A 21,957-nucleotide genomic window follows, 5' to 3' on the forward strand; every position below is an offset into this window, starting at 1 on the left:
TTTTAGAAATCATGAATTTAAGATTAAGAAAAAATATATACACGATTATATTAGCTGGTTTCCTAACAGTTGGATTGAATTCTTGTAATAAAGAACTAGATATGGCACCCGATGGTTATTTTTCCATTGATGATGTCTTTAAGGATAATATCAAGGTAGCAGCTTTCTTGAACAGCTGTTATAATCAAATTCCGGCAAAGGGTACACGTTATTTTTTCTGGATGCGTGGGCCCGTTGTTTGGAGCGATGAAGCTTGGGACACAGATGCAGAATCTGAACCGACCTTGATGTCTGGAAGAGTGTACAATGGTGATGCTTCAGCTGCCTTTCATCCAATGACCAACATTAGCGCTGATGCAGGAAACGGAGACTATTGGAACCGCTATTGGGCAGGAATTAGAAATTGTTCCGTATTTATCAAGAATATCGACGCGGCAACTGTTAATAGTGAAACAGACCGTAAAAGATGGAAAGCTGAAGCCCATTTGTTAAGAGCATACTATTATCACGAATTATTGAAATGGTTTGGTTCTGCGTTACCTATCATGAGGGAGCCAATGGAATTTGATGCTGACTTTTCAGGAGTTGAAAAACCAACTTACTATGATTTGGTCAAATTTATCATGGAAGATTGTGATGTCGCATTGGCAACCTCCGAGTTGCCATGGACCATTACCGACCAAGGTGAGCAACATCGAATTACCAAGTCTGTGGCAGAAGCCATAAAATCCAAAGTGATCTTATATGCAGCAAGCCCTCAGAATAATGCTGGACAAAATTATTGGGAACAAGCATATACTGTTAATAAGCAATCATTAGCAAACCTGCGAGCAAATGGATATGAGCTTTATAATAAAGTTAACTATCCTCAGACCTATCTTTCTGCAACAGCATTTATAGGTCCAACGGTGAATGAGAAAGCATCATTATACAATGAATATTTTACTCAGGGAATGCAATTTTCAGGTACTCGAATCGATAAGGAAACAATTTGGCAAAGTAGAGACGGACAGGGCAATATTTGGAATATTGATGGAATAGGGGCGCAAGATGGTTATAAAACAGGTACCTGTCCGAGTCAAGAAATTGTTGATGCTTTTGAAACCATTGATGGTGAACCAATTTTGGATTTAGCCAATCCATATCTTGATGAAAAGCATCTTCAACCGAATTATAACAAAAATAACAAAACCTACAATCCCAATGACCCCTATGCAAATAGAGATCCTAGGTTTTATGCCAACATCTATTATAATGGATCGAAGCGTTATGCCTTTTGGAATTTCGCGGAAGTAGCGGAATCGCCTGAGAATTTCCCGGCAGGTATGGGAAACCGCACCAGGATTATCGCAACCTACCAAGGAGAACCACAGACTGGTATTGACAGAACGGTTCGAAAAGCTACAAGGACAGGTTATTTTCAACGTAAATTCTTGCATCCTAATTCAAGTACCAATAACCCTATCGGAGGTGCTAACGCAAAATTGTTCAGACTGGGAGAAGTGATTCTAAACTTTGCGGAGGCGGCAGCAGAGGCCGGTCATCTGGAAGAAGCTAGAACTGCCGTTAATGAAATCCGTGCAAGGGTAGGGATGCCAGAAATACCAGCAGGACTGAGCAAAGAAAATCTAATATTAAGAGTAAGACATGAACGAAGAGTGGAATTGGCATTTGAGGAACAGCGGTTTTTTGATGTCAGAAGATGGACAAAACCTGGGGAAAATCTTGCTAAAACCGATAAATGGATTACTGCAATGAACATAACAAGAAATGCAGATGGAACTTATGCCTATGCTAGAAGAGTGGTAAGAGACGTGGAAAGAAGAAACTATGCAAGCAAGTTTATTTGGTTGCCAATTCCTTTAGAAGAGGCAAATAGGTTGAATTCAATAACTGGGGTAAATTGGCAAAATCCAGGATGGTAAAATTATTTAATAAGATACGATGAAAAATTTTCGAACATATTTTAAGTTGAGCCTCCTTGTGTTTTTATGTAACATCTTACAGCTACAGGTTCTTGCACAAGAATCTACTGTAATGTTGTCGGGGAAAGTTCTTGATGAACAACAAAACCCGATCAAGGATGTTATCATTTCAAGTCAAAACAATAAAATAGGAACTTCCACAAACTGGGAAGGAACATTTGATCTTGAAATTCCGTTAAGTATTGAGGAATTAAAATTTGAAAGAATAGGCTATTCAACACAAATAGTAAATATCCAAGGAGGAGATAGCACCTTGATTGTGGTGTTAAAAACCGATAATCATCAATTGGATAAAATTATTGATCTAGGGTATAGTAACACGACCTTTGGAGACTTAACTGGGGCAGTTTCTATTGTGCAAGGTGATGTACTAGAAAGACATCCAGTTGCTAATCTGAGTCAAACATTTGCTGGACGTCTTGCTGGATTAACAACACAAGAAACGTTTTCTGAATTGTCAAGAGCGAATACCGACCTATTTGTCCGTGGAATATCCGCAGCAAGAAGTGGTGACCCTTTGGTCATGATTGATGGAATTCCTACTTCTTATAATAGTAATCAATCCTTGGAATATATCTCTCCAAATGAAATTGAATCCATTACCATACTGAAAGATGCTTCTACGCAAGCTATATATGGTATTCAGGGTGCAAATGGAGTGATAGTTGTGAAAACAAAAAGAGGGAAAAAAGGTCCTGTGGAAATTAAAGCTAGATTAGATCAATCTTTTCAACAAGTCACTACCAAACCATTAATGTACAATGCCCTCCAATATGCTGAGTTCAGCAATCAAGCCGGGGTAAATGATGGATTAGGTCCTTTCAGTCAATTTTCTGAAGATATCGTTTCACATTATCGTACAGGTGATTCTCCGGAATTATATCCTAGCAATAATTGGTATGACAAATATTTCAAAGATTTTGCTTCCATGCAAAGATTAGGTGTGAATATCACAGGCGGAAATGATAAAGTAACCTATTTTTCAAATTTGAACTTTATGCATCAAGGTGGCTATTTTAATACCGAATCTAAAGACTATGATGCTAATCCAAAAAACATTTGGGTAAATTATCGTTCCAATGTAGATATTCAATTCAATAATTATTTGAGTGGTTTTTTAAGATTAAGTGGGAATGTCAAGAGAGAACATGTGCCTGGCGGAGCATCCAATGATGCAACTTATGCAAGTATGTTTCTCATGCCTCCAACTACCTATGGACCATTGACACCAGTTATAAAAGATGAAAATGGTGTAGAGCTACCAGGTAGCGGACAAGTAATTGTCACAGATCGCGTTGATCAATCAACTTATGGAATACTTAATAGAACTGGATATTACAATCATACTGTAACCAACATCAGTTCACAATTTGGTTTGAACTTGGATATGAGTTTCTTGACTCAAGGGCTTAACCTTTCAGGTGTATTTGCCTATCAAACCAATTCTGTTGGAAGTTTAGCCACCACTCAGAATTATGAAAGATATATCCGTTCTGATAATTGGGATGAATTGGAATTTTCAAAAAAAGGAGAACAAAACAATACACCGTTAGCCTATGGTAAATCACATTCTTATTATTATCATTTAACCTATAAGGGACAGCTTGATTATTCTAGGGTTTTTGGTGATCATTCAATAAATGCTATGGCTTATGGATTGTTTCAAGACCTGACCAAAGCCAATACAAATGCCCCTGAACTGTTGCCATACAAACGTCTTAGTACTGGTGCGCAATTGGTTTACAATTACGATGACCGTTATGTCTTAAAAGGAGTGTTTGGCTATTCAGGTTCTGAACAATATGCTCGTTCACATCGGTATTTGTTTACTCCTGCGGTAGCAGCCAGCTGGATCGCGAGCAATGAATCCTTTATGGAATCAACTTCCGAGTGGTTGAGCCTTTTGAAATTTAGGGGATCTTGGGGAAAAACTGCGAATGATCAGAGTGATTTACAAAGATACGCCTACTTGGATCAGATCACGCAACAATCAGGTGGACCAATAGGTTATTTGCAATATTTAATCACCGAAAGACAAACTGGTAACCCAAATATACAAGCTGAAGTCTCTACAAAAGCAAATTTTGGTCTCGACCTCGGACTTTTTAATTCAATTACATTCTCTGCTGATATTTTCAAAGAGAAGATGGAAAATATGGTTGTAGGAGCGGTTTCTACCATTCCTTCCTATCAAGGGATTCCTCTTTCAAATTATCCAAGATTAAATCAGGGGATTTTCGAAAACAAAGGTTATGAATTGACCCTTCGATACGACAAAAGATTAAATGATAAGCTCTCATTTTATGTTGAAGGGATGTTCTCAAAAAACCATAATACAATTATTAGTTGGAACGAGGCGCAGCGTACGGAAGATTTTCAATACCGTCTCAGAGAAGAAGGATATTCATATGGTCAACAGTTTGGATACTTAGTTGACTATAGCCAAGGAAATGGATTTTTCAATTCTCAAGCTGAAATTGATGCTGCAGGTTTGGATTATGGATTTGGTGCAGTTCGGGTTGGTGACTTAAGGTATCAGGATTTGAATGCCGATGGGATCATTGATGAGAGAGACCAAGGTCCTGTTGGTGACGGTATGGTGCCAAGAATAACTTATGCATTTTCAGGAGGATTGAAATATAGTGCTTTTGACATGAACTTTATTTTCCAAGGAATCGGGGATTATTCAAGAATCATGATGGGTCCAGGGATTTGGGAAACTACGAATGGAGGCATGTATACAGCATTACATCAAAACGCTTGGACTGCTGAGCGCTATGCTAATGGAGAAACAATAACATGGCCAGCATTGTCTACAGAAAAATCAGTTAACCATGAAGCTAGCGATTTTGTCAATTTCAATAAGTCATACCTCAGATTGAGAAATCTGGAGTTGGGCTATACCTTGCAAAGAGAGTCTACCAAGAAAATAGGATTTGATCAAATCCGGATTGTACTGTCTGGACAAAACTTATTTACTTGGGATAAGATGAAAACCAAAGATTTTGGCCCTGAAGGGAGTGGATATATTACTTTCCCGGTATATAGAGTATATAGTTTTGGGGTAAATCTCATGTTGTAGAAATATAAAATAGATTATTGATTTAAGAGAACAAAAATTATGAAACTACATAAAAATATCTTTTACTCATTGCTTCTGATATGTTTTTCAACATCATGTAATAAGCAATTGGATTTACCAAGTGATGGTAGAATCAGTATGGATCAGGTATTCAGTGATTACAATAGAACGAGAGGGTATCTGAATTCTTGCTATGGACATGCCCCAGCTCCAAATATTATAAGATCATCATATAGTGATGAAGCTCAGGATGCTGATGATGTAATTGATGGTTCACAATACATCATGTGGTATGGTGGGAATATTACAACTTCTACTTTCCCCATGTATTCTCCTGACGGAGCTCCTTGGACAGGTTTGTATGAAGGAATAAGAAAGTGCAATGTCTTTTTGGAAAACATAAAGACAGCAACCGTATATGTTGGGGATGAGGAAAAGGCAGGTTGGATTGCTCAAGCTCATACTTTAAGGGCATTGTATTATTTACAGTTAATAAAACGATACGGTTCTGGACCTTTGTTTGATGCTCCATTGCCTTTGGATCATGACTTCTCTCAGGATAAAAAATCATCTTTTTCGGAGATCGTAACTTTTATTCTGAAAGATTGTGATGAGGCCTTAAAAGTTCCTGATACCAGAGATGGTTTTTCATGGGCTATCTATGATAATCAATTTGGCAAAATGTCTAGGGCAATAGCTTATGCAATCAAATCTCAAGCAGTTACTTATGCAGCTAGCCCATTATGGTCTGATGGAACCTATACATGGGAGGATGCTAAAAAAATCACGGCAGAAGCCTTAGCACAATGTCTTGCCAATGATTATGAATTGTTTGCAAATAAGCCTGAGGCAGGCATAGCCCAGAATCCCTATGCCTTATATTTTATTACTTCCTCAAATGACCAACGTGCTGTTGATAAAGAAACAATTTATCAATTGGGTGGTCAATTGCAAGTTTGGAAAAATGCTGGCTTGCCTACAAATCCGGGAATGGAACGAGCAGGGCCAAATCCTACTCAAGAATTAGTGGACAGCTATGAAATGGCAAATGGGGAACTCCCAATTTTGGGTTATGCTGATGCAAATCATCTACATCCCATTATAAATCCAGCATCTGGTTATGATCCAATGAAACCTTATGAAGGTCGAGATCCACGTTTCTATGCTTCGATTTATTATAATGGCGCTGATAGAAACCTTGCCGGCAGCTTGATTCAAACCTATGTTGGAGGAGCGGAAGGTATTTCTACCACAGATAGAAGATATACTAGAACAGGATATTATTTAAGGAAATTCAACAATCATCGTTCTGGAGCAAGTAATAATTCTGATGGCGCAGTACGATTATTCCGTCTTGCTGAGTTGTACCTGAATTTTGCTGAGGCAGCTTATCAATCTGTTGGTGCTGATGTAAAAGTGAATGATTCAAATCTAGGATTAAGTGCAAGAGAGGCTCTGAATGCTATTAGAAAAAGAGCGGGCATGCCGGATCTAAAAACCGGGATGACAAAGGAGGATTTTGAAAAAAGATATCGGAATGAACGACGTATCGAATTGGCATTTGAGGAGCATCGTTATTTTGATGTCCGCAGATGGAAAATTCTTAGTACTACCGACAAATTCGTAACGGGGATGCGGATTCAGAAAAACGGTGAATCAGAAACGTTTACCAGATTTAAACTGAGAGATCGAGGTAGTGCAGCTGACAAGTTTTTATTATATCCTATTGATCAAATAGAAGTGAACAAAATTTTCCAGTTAACTGGAGAAAATTGGCAGAACCCGGGATGGCTTGATTAGCCATCCCAAAAACCTAAACCTAATGAATAAATTTTCTTTAACAACCATCTTCCTGATTTTATTGGGAATGGGCACCTCATTTTCACAGCATGTACCTTTTGTAAGCAGCAATGACTGGGCATTTACGGATGCATTGGGCAGGAAAGTAATAAGCTCTGAAAAGGGTGCTCCAAAACGGGATAAAACCGTAGCCATGTTTTATTGGACATGGCACCAAGGAAACGACGACACTAGTTATCAAGTTAAGAATATAACCAATATCGTCCGAGAACATCCTGAAGCTATGAAGGATTATGACCATCCGGCATGGGGAACAAAAAAACCTGGTTTCTTTTTTTGGGAGGAACCTTTATTCGGATACTATAAAACAACAGACCCTTGGGTTTTGAGAAAGCATGCTGAGATGTTGGCAGACGCAGGGGTGGATGTGGTATTTTTTGACTGTACCAACGGAAGTTTGACTTGGCAAGAATCTTACGAAGCATTGTTTAAAACCTGGGATCAAGCACAAAAAGATGGGGTCAATGTACCTAAAATAGCTTTTCTGTTGCCATTCGGACCTGTACCTCATTCGGCAGTATCATTGAGACAATTGTATAAGGATGTCTATCAGCCGGGCAGATATAAAAATCTTTGGTTTATATGGAAAGGGAAGCCTGGCATTATGGCTTATCCAGATAATTTAGAAAAGAATGGAACCGACCTTGAAATTGCAAACTTCTTTACTTTCAGGCCTGGACAGCCAGATTACGTAGATGGCCCTACAAGGAAAGACCAATGGGCATGGCTTGAGAATTACCCTCAACACGGATATGCACCATTAGGCAATGGGAAATTTGAACAGGTTGCGGTAGGTGTTGCTCAAAACGCAGGACCTTCAACCAATGGGCATTGCTCAGCATTCAACCTTCCGGGAACTTATGGGAGAAGTTTTAGTATGAGAAATGGTTTTGACCCTAGAGTGGATGGTTACCTATATGGCTGGAATTTTCAGGAACAATGGGATCGAGCCTTTGAATTGGACCCAGAACTCGTATTTGTGACTGGTTGGAATGAATATATAGCTGGACAATGGTTACCAAAAGATAATTGGACAGGAGATCCTTTTTCCTTCGTTGATCAATTTGATTGGACTCACAGCCGCGATATAGAACCTAATAAGGGTTGGGGTGACAAAGGTGATGTATATTACCAACAATTGATCGACAACGTGAGGAAATTTAAAGGATTGGACCCTCCAACCAAAGTTTCTGAAGCAAAGACCATTAAAATTGGAAAAGCAAATGAATGGGATAATGTACTCCCACAGTATAAGCATTATGCAGGTAATACCATGCACAGGGACCACCGTGGAAGATACAGTGAATATTACACCAATAATACGGGTAGAAATGATATTATAGATGCTCGTGTTGCTAGAGATAAAGACAATGTCTTCTTTTATGTCGAAACAGCGGGAAAATTGAGCCCGTCCACTGATCGAAATTGGATGATGTTGTTTATTGATGTAGATAGAGATAAAAGCTCGGGTTGGAATGGTTATGATTATGTGATTAACAGAATAAATCCCAAGAATAATAAAGCTGTTATAGAGAAAAATATAGCTGGTCGATGGGAGTGGGAATCCGTTGGATCAGCTCCAATATCCATACAGAATAACCGACTTGAGATAGCTGTTTCCAGATCGCTGTTAAAATTAAAAGGCCAACCTGTAAATTTTGAATTTAAATGGAATGATAATATGCAAGAGAACGGAAATATCATGGACTTCTATGTTAATGGTGATACAGCACCTGGGGGTCGATTTAATTTTGTTTATAAAGCAGATTAGAGTTGAAGTACAAACCTAATTTTTTAACAATAAAACTTATTATGAAAAAGTCAATATTGAGTTTTTCTCTAATTTTTTCATTTACTTTTTTCTCTACTATCAGTTACGCCCAAGTCTTTACCGGAGTAGATGATTTAGGCAGAGTATTGCCTCAGCAAAATGAAGTTGGAGAAAAAAAAGCAGGAAAGCAGGTTGGAATCTTTTATTTTTTGTGGCAAGGGGATAAGGGGTCCCCAACATCTGAAAGAAATTGGGATCTGACCAAACTTTATCAGTATCACCCTGAGGTCTTCCAAGACTTTCATCATCCAAACTGGGGTGGAGGTTCTGCAGGCCCTGGAAAATATTATTTTTGGGGAGAGCCTATTTATGGGTATTATAAAGGCGACGACTATTGGGTACATCTGAAGAATATACAATTGCTGACGGATGCTCAAGTAGACTTTCTAATATTGGATGCTACCAATAGATTGACCTATGCCCCACAAGTCAGAGCCTTGCTTGCTGCATTAAAAACAGTGCGAGAACAAGGTAAAAAAGCACCTAAGCTGGTATTCTATACCAATACAGCCTCAGCTGATGCTATGCAAGAGATCTACGATACTTTTTATGCGAATACTGCCAAAGACAAAGATGAGGAAAGTTGGTTTATCTTGGATGGAAAACCGTTGATAATTGGACTAGGGAAAGATGCGAAAGGGAGAAACTATGAAGGATTTTTCACTATCCGTGAATCTCAATGGCCCAATGAACCTGAAAAAGTAGATGGATGGCCATGGATAGAGTTTCAACGGCCACAGAAAGTTTATAAAAACCATCGTGGTGAACGCGAGATTATCAATGTCTCTGCTTCGCAGCATCCCAATTTGGATGCTTCAATGGGCGGTTCTGCTTTTTATGGTGCTGCAGGAAATTGGGGACGGAGCTATAGAAAAGGACATCCCGGAAATCCTGAAAAAGATATCTTCTTTGGATATAATATCCAAGAACAGTGGGATTACGCGCTATCACAAGATGTTCCTTTTGTATTTATAACGGGATGGAATGAATGGATTGCCGGTAAATGGAGCAGATCAGATGAGAAGAAAAACCAAGCTCATTTTGTTGATCAAGCAAATGCAGAATATAGTAGGGATATTGAGCCGACATGGACCGGTGGATTGAAGGACAATTACTATATGCAAATGATCAGTAATATTTTGAGGTATAAAGGCATGGATGCCTCGAAAAAAATCAAAAACATGGATAAATTGCCGGAATTGAAAGGGTGGAGTAATATGGAAGATATCTATGTTGACTATATCGGGGATATATTGAAAAGAGACCATCCAGGAGCTCAAAGCGAGCCCACAGTTCAATATAAAAATGAATCTGGTAGAAATGATTTGAAAACCTTAAAATTTGCATCTTCACCCAAAGAAATGGGGTTTTATGTACAAACTAATAATAAGTTATCAGAAAGAAACTCCAACAATTGGATGGTATTATGGTTGAATACAGATGCAAATTACAATTCAGGTTGGTTCGGCTATGACTATCGTGTGGTTAATGGAAATCGTCTGCAGCAATTTAGCAATGGTTTCTGGAAAGAATTTGGAACCGTTGATTTTGTAACTTCTGATAATGAATTACTTATAAAAATCCCTAACTCAACCATTGGGCTGCCAGCTAAAGGCTTTAACATTGAATTCAAATGGTCTGATAATATGATGAAGGATGATCCTTTGGATTGGTATATCAATGGAGATACTGCCCCTGGTGGACGATTGAATTTAACAATTGGAGTAGAATAATTAAAAAGGCGGGTAAACCAATTGGTTACCCGCCTCCTTTTATAATAGATGTTTGGTTTCTTAACGTAAATCCACTACTTCAAACCCAGGATATTTTGCTTTGTTAAACTGAAATGCAGTATTAGCAATAGGACTATTTACATATAATGTGTTGATGGTATAGGTGTATTTTGCACCTGATTTATCAAATATAGTCACATCATGGATATGTGTGTTTTTGTTTACACGAACTTGAATTTTTGAGTAGTTACTCTTCGTATCTTCTGGAGTTAAATCAATAGCGGTTAATTTACCCGCTGAACCAGCTGATTCACTCTTAGCAGATCCAATTTTATATCCATTTTTGTAAAAAGTGAATATGTTATTAGGACCAATTGCTTGGCTGCTATTGTCAGCATCTGAGACCTGTACTTCCTTATCTTGTTTCAGTACGGACCACGTGGATTTTCCATCAGAAATTAAATCCTGAGATGGTAAAGTAATCTTATACTGATTTGCAGTTTTATTTAAAAACAATTGTCCTTTGTCAGTATAGTTTTCACCATTGCTTTGTGCTGCTTTGAATGTAAAGTCTGATTGAATGGTGCTATACCCATCATATTTTTTGGACACCTGATCCAAAATTGTTTTGGCATTTTGCCCGAATGCAAATGTTGCACTGAATAAGGCAACCAATAAATACATAAATTTCATCATCATTAATCTTTTCTTAATGTTTCCAAATACTGTTCCAATGAATACTCATCAGGATAGAGCACTTCGCGTGCCTTACTGCCTTCAAAAGGACCTACAATACCTGCAGCTTCCAATTGATCGATGATTCTTCCAGCGCGGTTATAACCTAATTTTAATTTGCGCTGAATTAATGATGTTGAGCCTTGTTGATGCATAACGATTAACCTTGCAGCTTCTTCAAACAACTGATCTCTATCGGCAAGATCGAAATCCGCTAGTCCTGAACCTTCACCATTTTCATCCACATATTCTGGCAATAGGTGGGCTGAAGGATATCCTCGCTGCGAACCGATGAAGTCAGAAATCTCATCCACTTCTGGTGTGTCTACAAAAGCACATTGGATACGGGTCAGGTCGCTACCTGTTGAAAGCAACATGTCACCTCGACCAATCAATTGATCGGCACCACCGCTGTCCAAAATTGTTCTGGAGTCAGTTTTCGAAAGAACCCTAAAGGCAAGTCGTGCAGGGAAGTTAGCTTTAATCGAACCAGTGATTACATTCACAGATGGTCTTTGGGTTGCAATGACCAAGTGAATACCAATGGCACGGGCTAATTGTGCAAGACGAGCAATCGGAGTTTCAATCTCCTTACCTGCTGTCATGATCAAATCGGCAAACTCATCAATTATAAGAACTATAAATGGTAAGAATCGATGACCCTCCTCAGGGTTTAATCTGCGATTGATAAATTTTGCATTATATTCTTTTAAATTCCTTACTTGAGCATTTTTTAATAGATCATATCGTTGATCCATCTCAATACAAAGGGAATTTAAGGTATTTACTACTTTCTTTGTATCCGTAATAATTGGTTCATCTTCATTCGGTAGTTTCGCCAAGAAATGTCTTTCAATCTTCTTAAATAAAGATAATTCTACTTTCTTAGGGTCAACCAAGACAAACTTTAATTCTGCCGGGTGTTTTTTGTAAAGTAATGAGGTAAGAATAGCATTAATACCTACTGACTTACCTTGACCGGTAGCACCAGCAACTAGTAAGTGAGGCATTTTTGCCAAATCGGCAATGAAGACTTCATTCGAAATGGTCTTTCCTAATGCAATAGGCAAATCCATATCCGATTTTTGATATTTCTCAGTCGCTAAAATGGACTTCATCGAAACCATTTCAGGACTTGAGTTTGGAACTTCAATACCGATAGTCCCCTTTCCAGGCATAGGAGCAATAATACGGATTCCTAAGGCTGCTAAGCTTAAGGCAATATCATCTTCCAAATTCTTGATCTTTGAAATACGAACCCCTGGTTTTGGGATAATCTCATATAACGTCACAGTCGGACCTATGGTCGCCTTGATATGTTCGATTTCAATACTATAGTTTCTAAGGGTCTCAACAATTTTGTTCTTGTTGGCCTCCAATTCTTGTTGATTGATCGTGATTTTGCCAGTTCCATAGTCTTTCAATAAATCCAATCCTGGATATTGATAACCTGATAGATCAAGCTTAGGATCGTATTCTCCAAATTTTTCCACCAAATCATTTGCAGAAATTGGTTTTTCTTCAATGACTTTCTCTACCGTTAATGCCGGCTCTGGCGCTACTTCTGTGCGTTTTTCAGGAACAGGAGGAGGATCGATACTCAATTCGATTTCCTTCTCTTGATTCTCAATGAAATTTGTGTTTGGCTTAATAGTATTAACATTTAAAGGAAGTGAAACCGTATTGTCCTCTTCTTCCTCTTCAGCTTTTAATTCCATTGTGCCCACTTCATCTTCCTCATCTTCAGGAATAGAGTAGGTATCTGAATCAACAGTTTGTTGGTGGTTTTGCCTTATTTTGTTGTTTACAGTCGTATAATTGGTTTCATCCTCTTCATATTCCTCATCCTCATCATCTACTTTTTTAGATTGGAACGAGAATTTAAGGTCGTAATTGTAAAGCAACACCAATGCCGTTAAAAATACGAAAACCAATAAACCGCCGGTACCAACAGTTCCGATTTGATTCTTAAGAATTTGATTGGTCCAAAATCCAAATTTCCCTTCAAGGATATGAGGTGTATTAGAAATAAAATCTTGAGCAAATCCTAAAGTTACCGATAGGATAATGATGGATATTAATGAATATAAGACCGTTTTCCAGACAGGCAGGAGAGATCTTTTATAAAGGAATTTATAGCCAATAACAAATAGGATCAGAATAAATAGAAAGGACGCTACCCCGAACCACTCATAAATAAATTGATTAGCTAATAAAGCACCAAATTTTCCCAATTTATTTTGAACAATGGGGGTGTCGATAGTTTCATCATTTATTTCTGAGGAAGTTTGCAATAAAGTGCTCCAACCACCATTACTTTGGGCAATATAACTTTGATCTGTCTGCCACGTGAATAAATAGGAAACAAATGCAACTGTAAATAATCCAGAAAGTAATAAAAGAAATAAACCTAATATTTTCAAAGCCTTTCTTTGACCTTCAGAAAAATTGAACTGGTCAAAGGACTTGGTTTTAACCCTTTTTTGATATGAAATGGTAGTGTTTTTCGCCTTCTTAGTCCCAGTCGTGCTGCTACCGTTTTTAAATGTATTTAATTTAGCCATTAATATGACGTGATTTTCGTTACTACAAACTTAAAAAAAAATGAGAGAATGTTAGTCTTCCTTGATTTGAATTCTCTTTTACTGTAGCAATAAGCTTTCCAATTTCGTTGTATCTTTGAATATAAAGAATATAATACAAGAATGAATCGATTAAATAAAAATTTGCTTGCCTCTGTATTTCTTTTCATGACAATCCTTTTTGTTGGCTGCTCAAAAGACGAGTTAAATGGTTCATCTGAAGAACTTAACCATCAAGATTTTGCAGGAATTTCCGCATTTAATGCGATCGAAGGAACTGAAAACTTACAGTTATTGGTAGATGATAAAGTCATTAACAGAACAGATGAGAATTTTCAAACTGGAGGTTATTTAAATCCTAGAACAATTTTTCCAGGAGATAGAAAATTAAGTCTTATTAGTCCGAAAGGCCATATTTATTACAAAGGGGAAATAAAAACGGTTGCATCTAAATTTTATAGCATCTTCTTTTATGGTCAGGTAAATGCTACTATAATGATTGCAGAGGATGAATTTATAAAACCTGCAAATGGAAAGCAGAAAGTGAGAGTAGTTAATTTAGTTTCGGAAGGAAATCTTAGATTAAGTTATAACTATTTGAACTCACAAGAATCCTATGATTTTAAGGAAAGAGTATTAGCTTATAAAGAATATGCATCCAATGAAAAAATAACCTTTAATTTATCTTCAACAGATGGTAAATATGAAGCTGTAAAGTTTGAGTTTGATGGTGATGACCAATCGATTAATACTATTGTATTCTATACAGATATCAATAAAGAAACCTCAAAACGAGAAATAAAATATAAAATCATAGAAAATAAATAACTTGGAAAGACATAAAAAAAGCCTGTAACATTTTTTGCTACAGGCTTTTTTTATGTTTTGAATATTGTTATTCAACAGTAATAAGATAGTAATTCTTTTTACCGCGCTGAGCAATCAAATATTTACCATTAATAAGTTGATCGGTATTAACCACCAACTCAATGTCATTTAATTTTTCACGGTTCAAAGATACACCACCACCTTGCAACATTTTCCTTGCTTCTCCTTTTGAAGAGAAAACTTGGGTTTCTACCGCTAGTAGATCCAAAATGTTGATTCCTGCGTTCAATTTTTCTTTTTCAAGTTGAAATTGAGGAACACCATCAAAAACTTCCAATACAGCTTCGTGATCAAGATTAGCTAAGAAACTTAAATCTCCATTTCCAAATAGGAATTCAGAGGTTTTAACTGCAGTCTCATAGTCTAGCTCAGAGTGTGTACGGATTGTGATATCTTGTGCTAAAGCTTTTTGGACAATTCTCAAATGTGGAGCCGCATCATGTTCAGCGATCAATGCATCAATTTCTTCTTTTGGTTTTAATGTAAAGATCTTGATCCAATTTTTTGCATCATCGTCAGTTGCATTCAACCAGAATTGATAATATTTATAAGGAGAAGTTTTCTTGGCATCTAACCATACTGCTCCTGATTCTGTTTTTCCAAATTTCTGCCCGTCTGATTTCTTGATCAACTGTGTTGTTAATCCAAAGACATTTCCTTGCTCTAAACGACGAACAATCTCACTTCCTGTTACAATGTTTCCCCATTGGTCAGAACCGCCCATCTGTACTTTACAGTTGTGGTTTTTCCAAAGATAATAGAAATCATAACCTTGAATTAATTGATAGGAGAACTCAGTGAAGGAAAGACCATTTTCGCCTTCCAAACGTTTCTTTACAGAATCTTTGGCCATCATATAATTCACGGTAATCAGCTTACCAACATCACGGATAAAATCCAAGAAACTGAATTCCTTGAACCAATCGAAGTTGTTCACCATCTTGGCATCTGTTTCACCTTCACCGAATGTTAAGAATTTGGTGAGTTGATTTTTCAACGCTGCCACATTGTGATTTAACGTAGCTTCATCAAGAAGGTTACGTTCTGCTGATTTGAATGAAGGGTCTCCAATCATCCCTGTAGCACCACCAACCAAGGCAATAGGCTTATGACCTGCGTGTTGGAAATGAATAAGAGTCATGATTTGAGTTAAATGACCAACATGTAGAGAATCGCCCGTTGGGTCGAAACCGATATAACCCGCTACTTGTTCTTTGTTTAACAATTCTTCTGTTCCTGGCATGATGTCTTGAAGCATGCCTCTCCAGCGTAGTTCTTCTACAAAGTTCATAATATACCCTTAAGATTTTTATTTAAGTTGCAAAGATACGAGATTAAACTGTATCTTTCAGATATTAATGATTAGTAATTGCGGATGAATTTTCTTTCTCATTTTTATTTTGAAAGGTTTGCTACTGTACCCGAAAGAGTATTGGGTTCGTTGCTGCCAGACTTATTGAAAAATGTAGATAAATCCTATGTCTTCCATCCCCAAAGATTCGAAGAACAACTCTTTGCTCATCCCTTGAGCATGGAAATTTCCGAAGGATGGTACCGACATGTCGAAGTAGATAAACTCTTCCATAGCAGTGAGTTTTTTATCTCACATTGCCACCATCTAAAGAGAAAATTAGACCCAGTTTTGGAAGGTACGCCTATTCGTGGAACTTTCATGGCACATATAGCCGTGGAACTTATGCTTGACCATTTGCTGATAAAACATCAGTTGGTCAATGTAGCTCGTCTCTATGAACATCTGGAAAACATTAACCGACCAATACTGAAGGGCTACCTCAAAACTATTGGTGTTGAAGACATCGATGGATTCATGGCCTTTTACGATAAGTTCTTGGAATGGCGCTATATTGCGAATTATAAAGATCTGAATGAAATATCAAAACCACTTATAAACATTTCGAAAAGAGTATGGACTTTCGATACACCCGAAGGAATTCATGAAAAATTAACCGATGTGTTGGTATCTTATTGTGATGTAGAGATGCGGGATTTTAAAGATATCTACACATATATTCATGATAACTTAATGTATTTGTCATAATTTTTTTCACTTTTGTTACTTGTCCAATAAATTAACTAAATATGGCTAATAGACTTTTCCGAAAGAAAAGCGTAGATCAGATTCTTTCAGACGCTGAACATGGCGGTTCTGGATTAGCAAAAATTTTAGGAGTACGGGATTTAGTGTCCCTTGGTATAGCTGCCATCGTGGGCGCTGGAATTTTCAGCACCATAGGTCTTGCAAGTTATAACGGCGGCCCGGCAGTGTCTCTACTCTTTGTTTTTGTTGCTTTTGCTTGTGTGTTTACAGCACTTTCATATGCGCAATTCGCCAGTACAGTACCTGTATCTGGAAGTGCTTATACCTATGCATATGTAGCATTCGGCGAATTGTTCGCATGGATCATAGGATGGGCTCTCGTCCTCGAATACGCAGTTTCCAATATGGTAGTTGCAATTTCATGGTCACAATATTTTGTTTCCATGCTCGAAGGATTTGGGATACATCTGCCCAAATGGATGACAATGGCGCCAGGATATGCCCTAGATGCGCAACAAAAATTCCTAGAAGTAGGAATAGAAAACATGGAAAAAATTGATAAAGTTGCATTAGAAGCTTATCAATCTGCTCCTAGAATTCTGGATATTCCAATTATCCTCGATATCCCTGCTGGATTGATAACATTCTTTGTTACCTGGTTGGTTTATATAGGGATCAAGGAATCTAGACGTGCCAGCAATATCATGGTATTGATCAAAATAGGGATTATTTTGGCCGTGATTATAGGCGGTATATTCTTTGTCAAGCCTGAAAACTGGGTACCTTTTGCACCGAATGGGATCGGAGGTGTGATGAGTGGGGTAGCCGCGGTATTCTTTGCATTTATTGGCTTTGACTCCATATCTACAACGGCTGAAGAATGTAAAAATCCACAACGTGATTTGCCAAAAGCAATGATTTATTGTTTGTTGATTTGTGCTGTATTGTATGTGGCCATTACATTGGTTTTAACCGGTATGGTAAATTATAAAGAACTGAATGTAAAGGATCCTTTGGCTTATGTTTTCGAGTATGTAGGGTTTGATCATATGGCCGGAATTATTTCTGTAACTTCCGTGATAGCAATTACGAGTGCATTGTTAGTCTTCCAATTGGCACAACCAAGGATTTGGATGACCATGAGTAGGGACGGACTGCTTTGGAAAAAGTTTGCAACTATCCATCCAAAATATAAAACTCCATCATTTGCAACTATAGTTACCGGTATTGTTGTCGCTATTCCAGCATTGTTTTTTAAAATGGATTTCTTTGTCGATTTAACTTCCGTAGGTACATTCTTTGCATTTATTTTAGTGTGCTGCGGAGTGCTGTATATGGATTATTCTGGTATATCAAAGAAGTCTAAATTCAAAGTTCCTTACATCAACGGTAAATATATTGTAGGCATTAGTTTGATTATAGGATTGGTTCTGGCTATTCGATTCAGTGGAGAATCTATTTCTGATTGGATGAGCATGGGATCATCGGCTATATTGCTGCATAAATCGTTGGTTATAGTGTTTTGGTTAGCTTGGTTGGTTCTGAGTGTGATGAGCTTTAAATACAATTTCTCCTTGCTGCCGGTTATGGGAATTTTGATCAACTTATATCTGATGTCAGAATTGGGAGCCAGCAACTGGATTATCTTTATCCTGTGGCTGATCGCCGGACTTGTGATCTATTTTGGTTATGGATACAAACATTCGAAGCTGAGAACAAGAGAAGATTAGTAAATTAGACATTAGAGGATAGACATTAGACATACACTAAAGGCTAGGGGCAATGTCATTAAGTTAAGGCAATTTAACAAACATGCCACACCTACGGCGTTGCTGTTTGAGGCGATTTTCATTTCTATAGATATTTCATGCCGATGGCATTTAAGAGATATTTCATGCCTCCGGCATTTTACCCCGATGGGTTTTTTGGGGTGCATGGCCTTATTTTTTTTCTTAACTTAATGACATTGGGCTAGGGGCTATAGTAAAGGAACTATAAACAATAGATTAGGGGCTAAAGAATAGCGACTATAGATTATAGCCAAGACAGAAAGGTCTTATGTCTTATGTCTAATGTCTAATGTCTATAAACATAACAGGCTCGGATTTTCCGAGCCTGTTATGTTTATTATAATCTAGTCAGTTTGACTTCTTCCGTATTCGGTATGGTTAATGGTACTCTTTCCAAAGTCACAAAACTACTGTCGAGCCCAAATCCCTTTTCCTCGGAAAGACTGAATTTCTTCAATATCTTATAGATTTCAAGGATTATCTTTTCATTCCATTTCAAGAAATGAGTTTTCGAGAATACCTTTTCAAGAACTACAAAGTTAAAGTCTCCAGGGATATTGTGTTTTTTCAGGGTTTCGTAATTGCTCGTAATATCAATTTCACCTTTTTTAACCATATCTTCTACCACCTTACGGAAAAGAAGACTGATCTTTTGTTCTTCGCGAAATCCTAAGTGAAAATCAATACGTATTAACTTTCCTGGAATCAACTGAGTTACTTTATATTCTCTTGTGTGCGGGTTGTCCATGACATCAACGTGCACCAACCAATAGACATCTGCTCTTTTTGGTTTTTTATTGATGATGGAATAGGTGATTTTCGCTTCCACCTCATTGATGTTATTGGCACTCGTTAAATAAACGAGATGTGATGAAAATAACGGTACGGTTTTATCCTCACTTAATTCAGAAAGAATAGGGAAGTAATCTCGGATATTAATGAATTTAACGAAGCTGTTTTTGATTTTTCTTGCTCCATACCAGCTGTACATCACAACAAATAGAGTCAATGCCAATAGTAAGGTTAACCAACCACCATGAGCAATTTTACTGATGTTACCCACTAAGAAAGCTAATTCGATTATAGTGTAGACAGTAGCAAAAAGTCCTATCAAGAATGGATTGATTCTCTTTCTGATCATAAACACGGTCATCAGTATCGTGGTCATGATAAAAGTTAAGTTTATGGCAAGACCGTATGCAGCTTCCATGTTGCTAGATTCCCTAAAGATTAAAATAATCAACATACAGCCCAGATATAAAATTAAGTTCACAGAAGGAACGTAAATCTGGCCTTTATGGTCACTAGGATATCTAATGGCAACTTTCGGCCAAATATTTAAACGTACTGCCTCCGCAATAAGGGTAAATGAACCTGAAATCATGGCCTGACTGGCAATAATTGCAGCTATAGTAGCAATGGTTACCCCCCAGATAATAAACCAATCTGGCATAATGGCGTAGAATGGATTGATTTCACCCATCTGTGTGCCTACATGTTCTAATAGCCATGCCCCTTGACCAAAATAGTTGAAAATCAACATCAGTTTAACAAAGATCCAACTGATTCTGATGTTTGCCTTTCCACAATGCCCCATATCTGAGTACAATGCTTCAGCACCTGTGGTACACAGAAAAATGGCACCGATAATGAACCAAGCGTTTGGATAGTTTGCCAATAGCTCATAAGCATAATACGGATTCAGTGCTTTCCAGATTTCTGGTGAATGGTGAAGATAAGAGAATCCTAAAATCCCTATCGTTGAGAACCAGATAAACATCAAGGGCCCAAATACACGCCCAACGATATTGGTCCCAAATCGTTGAATGACAAAAAGCAATGAGATGATCAGAACAACTACCGGAATAGTTGGAAAACCTGGATTCTTAATGGCTATACCTTCCACTGCTGAAGAAATGGTAATGGCAGGAGTGATCATACCATCTGCCAACAAGGTACTTCCACCGATAATAGCGGGGATGATTAGCCACTTTGCTTTTTTACGGACCAAGGAATAAAGAGAGAGGATACCACCTTCGCCCTTATTATCCGCATTAAGCGTAATAATAACGTACTTAATGGTGGTTTGAAGAGTCAGGGTCCAAAAAATACAAGATAGACCTCCATAGATCATGATTTCCTGTATTTCACCTTTGTTAAAAATTGCTTTGAAAACGTAGAGGGGAGAGGTTCCGATATCTCCGAAAATGATACCTAAACTGATTAATAAACCTGACCAGCTAAGGCGCTGAAGGTTCTGCTTATGGTCTCCTGACATATTAATTTAATGTTAGTATTCTATTATGAATTTGGGACGAAATTACAACTTTTAATGCGACAACGTATTTTCCTGTTAAAAATTGTTAAAGCATTTAAAAATCCCGCAAAAAATTTTTAAAAATAGTTACTTTTGTGATAGGATTTATGGAATTAATGTTTACATTTGATTAAACCATTACCTATTTCAAACAATCCATATAGAAACATGAAATTAGAATTAAGGAAAATATCAAAACTTGCTCTCTGCACACTATGCCTTTCTGTAGGTATGGGAAGCTTTGTGCAAGCCTCTAATTCTTCTGTTTCTTCTGAATCAACGGTAATTTCTAGTTCTGACTTTTCAGCTTTCGATAAGCTTGGTCCTAAAAAGGATGAAGACAATGATAAGCTGATCAATAATGTTAAGGTTTTTTACAACCCTATCTCTGAACAGATTTCCGTAACATTCAAGCTCGCAAAGGTAAACAATATTTCTATCAAAGTAATGGATGCTTTGGGAAATGAAGTTTTAGGTCTTCACAATGGCAGCTTAGACGCCGGAATGCAAAGCTTAAGCTTCGATACCCAAAATAAACTTGCAGATGGTTTCTATTTCGTAAGAGTATCCGGAGGATCAGAAACAATCGTTAAGAGAATTTCAATCAAGAACTAATTTTAAAAATCATAAAAATATTTAAGGCTCCATCTCGGAGCCTTTTTTTATGTTTAATTTCCACAGAACAACTTCAACATCCTCATACCACCCATTTTTCACCCTCATCTAGTCCAAGGTCTGCTGTTTATTCTTTTTACCCTTAGCATTAATTTTCATCATTTTCTTTCCCCATTTTCACCCTTAGTCTAAAGTCTTCTGTTTATCCTTTTGACATCAGTAAATTCTTATCCTATTAATCCACCTTTTTCCCTCCACATCAAGTCTAAAGTTTTCTGTTTATCCTTTTCACTCTTACCATTCAATTTTCACCCTTCTTTCCCCATTTTCACCCACATTTAGTCTTAAGTTTGCTTTTGATCCTTTTGACCCTTATCATTCAATTTTCATCCTTTTCTTTCCCCCCCCAGTCAATTCTAATGTCTTATGTCTAATGTCTTATGTCTAATCATTTGATCCCACGTTTTCTATCTCACATCT

13 protein-coding genes are annotated in these 21,957 nt (G+C 37.4%); 9 read left to right on the forward strand and 4 right to left on the reverse strand.

Annotation, left to right across the window (positions count from 1 at the left end):
* Positions 1-11: 11 nt before the first annotated feature.
* From CRT24_RS04345 to CRT24_RS04365, 5 genes are read left to right on the forward strand one after another with little or no spacing between them, the layout of a single operon-like run.
* Positions 12-1,925, forward strand: coding sequence for a RagB/SusD family nutrient uptake outer membrane protein (locus tag CRT24_RS04345; protein ID WP_099370025.1), 1,914 nt, complete (start codon positions 12-14; stop codon positions 1,923-1,925).
* A 19-nt stretch (positions 1,926-1,944) separates the two neighbouring features.
* Entirely contained in the window at positions 1,945-5,067 is a 3,123-nt protein-coding gene (locus CRT24_RS04350; protein WP_099370026.1) for a SusC/RagA family TonB-linked outer membrane protein, read from the forward strand.
* Between the two features lie 39 nt (positions 5,068-5,106).
* Entirely contained in the window at positions 5,107-6,867 is a 1,761-nt protein-coding gene (locus CRT24_RS04355; RefSeq protein WP_099370027.1) for a RagB/SusD family nutrient uptake outer membrane protein, read from the forward strand.
* A 22-nt stretch (positions 6,868-6,889) separates the two neighbouring features.
* Positions 6,890-8,698: a hypothetical protein gene (locus CRT24_RS04360; protein WP_099370028.1), complete on the forward strand. Its 1,809-nt coding sequence runs from the start codon at positions 6,890-6,892 to the stop codon at positions 8,696-8,698.
* 41 nt (positions 8,699-8,739) lie between these two features.
* Positions 8,740-10,491, forward strand: coding sequence for a hypothetical protein (locus CRT24_RS04365; protein WP_099370029.1), 1,752 nt, complete (start codon positions 8,740-8,742; stop codon positions 10,489-10,491).
* 60 nt (positions 10,492-10,551) lie between these two features.
* Here the strand turns inward: CRT24_RS04365 and CRT24_RS04370 are convergent, their stop codons facing one another.
* Together CRT24_RS04370 and CRT24_RS04375 are read right to left on the reverse strand one after the other, a co-directional pair.
* Positions 10,552-11,190, reverse strand: coding sequence for an outer membrane lipoprotein carrier protein LolA (locus tag CRT24_RS04370; protein WP_099370030.1), 639 nt, complete (start codon positions 11,188-11,190; stop codon positions 10,552-10,554).
* Complete coding sequence (locus CRT24_RS04375; RefSeq protein WP_099370031.1) at positions 11,190-13,790, reverse strand: DNA translocase FtsK; 2,601 nt, start codon at positions 13,788-13,790, stop codon at positions 11,190-11,192. The genes CRT24_RS04370 and CRT24_RS04375 overlap by 1 nt, the downstream gene beginning before the upstream one ends.
* Positions 13,791-13,931: 141 nt before the next feature.
* Between CRT24_RS04375 and CRT24_RS04380 the strand changes: the two genes are divergently transcribed.
* The gene (locus tag CRT24_RS04380; RefSeq protein WP_099370032.1) at positions 13,932-14,636 is read left to right on the forward strand and encodes a DUF4397 domain-containing protein; all 705 of its coding nucleotides are present in this window, start codon (positions 13,932-13,934) and stop codon (positions 14,634-14,636) included.
* A 67-nt stretch (positions 14,637-14,703) separates the two neighbouring features.
* On the opposite strand, the gene tyrS is transcribed toward CRT24_RS04380, so the two are convergent.
* The gene (gene tyrS, locus CRT24_RS04385; protein ID WP_099370033.1) at positions 14,704-15,987 is read right to left on the reverse strand and encodes a tyrosine--tRNA ligase; all 1,284 of its coding nucleotides are present in this window, start codon (positions 15,985-15,987) and stop codon (positions 14,704-14,706) included.
* 84 nt (positions 15,988-16,071) lie between these two features.
* Here tyrS and CRT24_RS04390 point away from each other — a divergent pair, with 84 nt between their 5' ends.
* Positions 16,072-16,755: a hypothetical protein gene (locus CRT24_RS04390; protein WP_099370034.1), complete on the forward strand. Its 684-nt coding sequence runs from the start codon at positions 16,072-16,074 to the stop codon at positions 16,753-16,755.
* Positions 16,756-16,796: 41 nt separating this feature from the next.
* Positions 16,797-18,485: an amino acid permease gene (locus CRT24_RS04395; protein ID WP_099370035.1), complete on the forward strand. Its 1,689-nt coding sequence runs from the start codon at positions 16,797-16,799 to the stop codon at positions 18,483-18,485.
* A 397-nt stretch (positions 18,486-18,882) separates the two neighbouring features.
* On the opposite strand, the gene CRT24_RS04400 is transcribed toward CRT24_RS04395, so the two are convergent.
* Complete coding sequence (locus CRT24_RS04400; protein WP_099370036.1) at positions 18,883-20,823, reverse strand: KUP/HAK/KT family potassium transporter; 1,941 nt, start codon at positions 20,821-20,823, stop codon at positions 18,883-18,885.
* A 207-nt stretch (positions 20,824-21,030) separates the two neighbouring features.
* Between CRT24_RS04400 and CRT24_RS04405 the strand changes: the two genes are divergently transcribed.
* Positions 21,031-21,477, forward strand: a complete 447-nt coding sequence (locus CRT24_RS04405) for a T9SS type A sorting domain-containing protein (RefSeq protein ID WP_144034505.1) — start codon at positions 21,031-21,033, stop codon at positions 21,475-21,477.
* The last annotated feature ends 480 nt before the right edge of the window (positions 21,478-21,957 follow it).

It is taken from the genome of Sphingobacterium sp. 1.A.5 (genome assembly GCF_002734235.1).
GTDB classification, from domain to species: Bacteria; Bacteroidota; Bacteroidia; order Sphingobacteriales; family Sphingobacteriaceae; genus Sphingobacterium; species Sphingobacterium daejeonense.

Coding starts and splice junctions, on each gene's coding strand:
- CRT24_RS04345 (WP_099370025.1), top strand. CDS start 12: ATGAATTTAAGATTAAGAAAAAATATATACACGATTATATTAGCTGGT.
- CRT24_RS04350 (WP_099370026.1), top strand. CDS start 1,945: ATGAAAAATTTTCGAACATATTTTAAGTTGAGCCTCCTTGTGTTTTTA.
- CRT24_RS04355 (WP_099370027.1), top strand. CDS start 5,107: ATGAAACTACATAAAAATATCTTTTACTCATTGCTTCTGATATGTTTT.
- CRT24_RS04360 (WP_099370028.1), top strand. CDS start 6,890: ATGAATAAATTTTCTTTAACAACCATCTTCCTGATTTTATTGGGAATG.
- CRT24_RS04365 (WP_099370029.1), top strand. CDS start 8,740: ATGAAAAAGTCAATATTGAGTTTTTCTCTAATTTTTTCATTTACTTTT.
- CRT24_RS04370 (WP_099370030.1), bottom strand. CDS start 11,190: ATGATGATGAAATTTATGTATTTATTGGTTGCCTTATTCAGTGCAACA.
- CRT24_RS04375 (WP_099370031.1), bottom strand. CDS start 13,790: ATGGCTAAATTAAATACATTTAAAAACGGTAGCAGCACGACTGGGACT.
- CRT24_RS04380 (WP_099370032.1), top strand. CDS start 13,932: ATGAATCGATTAAATAAAAATTTGCTTGCCTCTGTATTTCTTTTCATG.
- tyrS (WP_099370033.1), bottom strand. CDS start 15,987: ATGAACTTTGTAGAAGAACTACGCTGGAGAGGCATGCTTCAAGACATC.
- CRT24_RS04390 (WP_099370034.1), top strand. CDS start 16,072: ATGAATTTTCTTTCTCATTTTTATTTTGAAAGGTTTGCTACTGTACCC.
- CRT24_RS04395 (WP_099370035.1), top strand. CDS start 16,797: ATGGCTAATAGACTTTTCCGAAAGAAAAGCGTAGATCAGATTCTTTCA.
- CRT24_RS04400 (WP_099370036.1), bottom strand. CDS start 20,823: ATGTCAGGAGACCATAAGCAGAACCTTCAGCGCCTTAGCTGGTCAGGT.
- CRT24_RS04405 (WP_144034505.1), top strand. CDS start 21,031: ATGAAATTAGAATTAAGGAAAATATCAAAACTTGCTCTCTGCACACTA.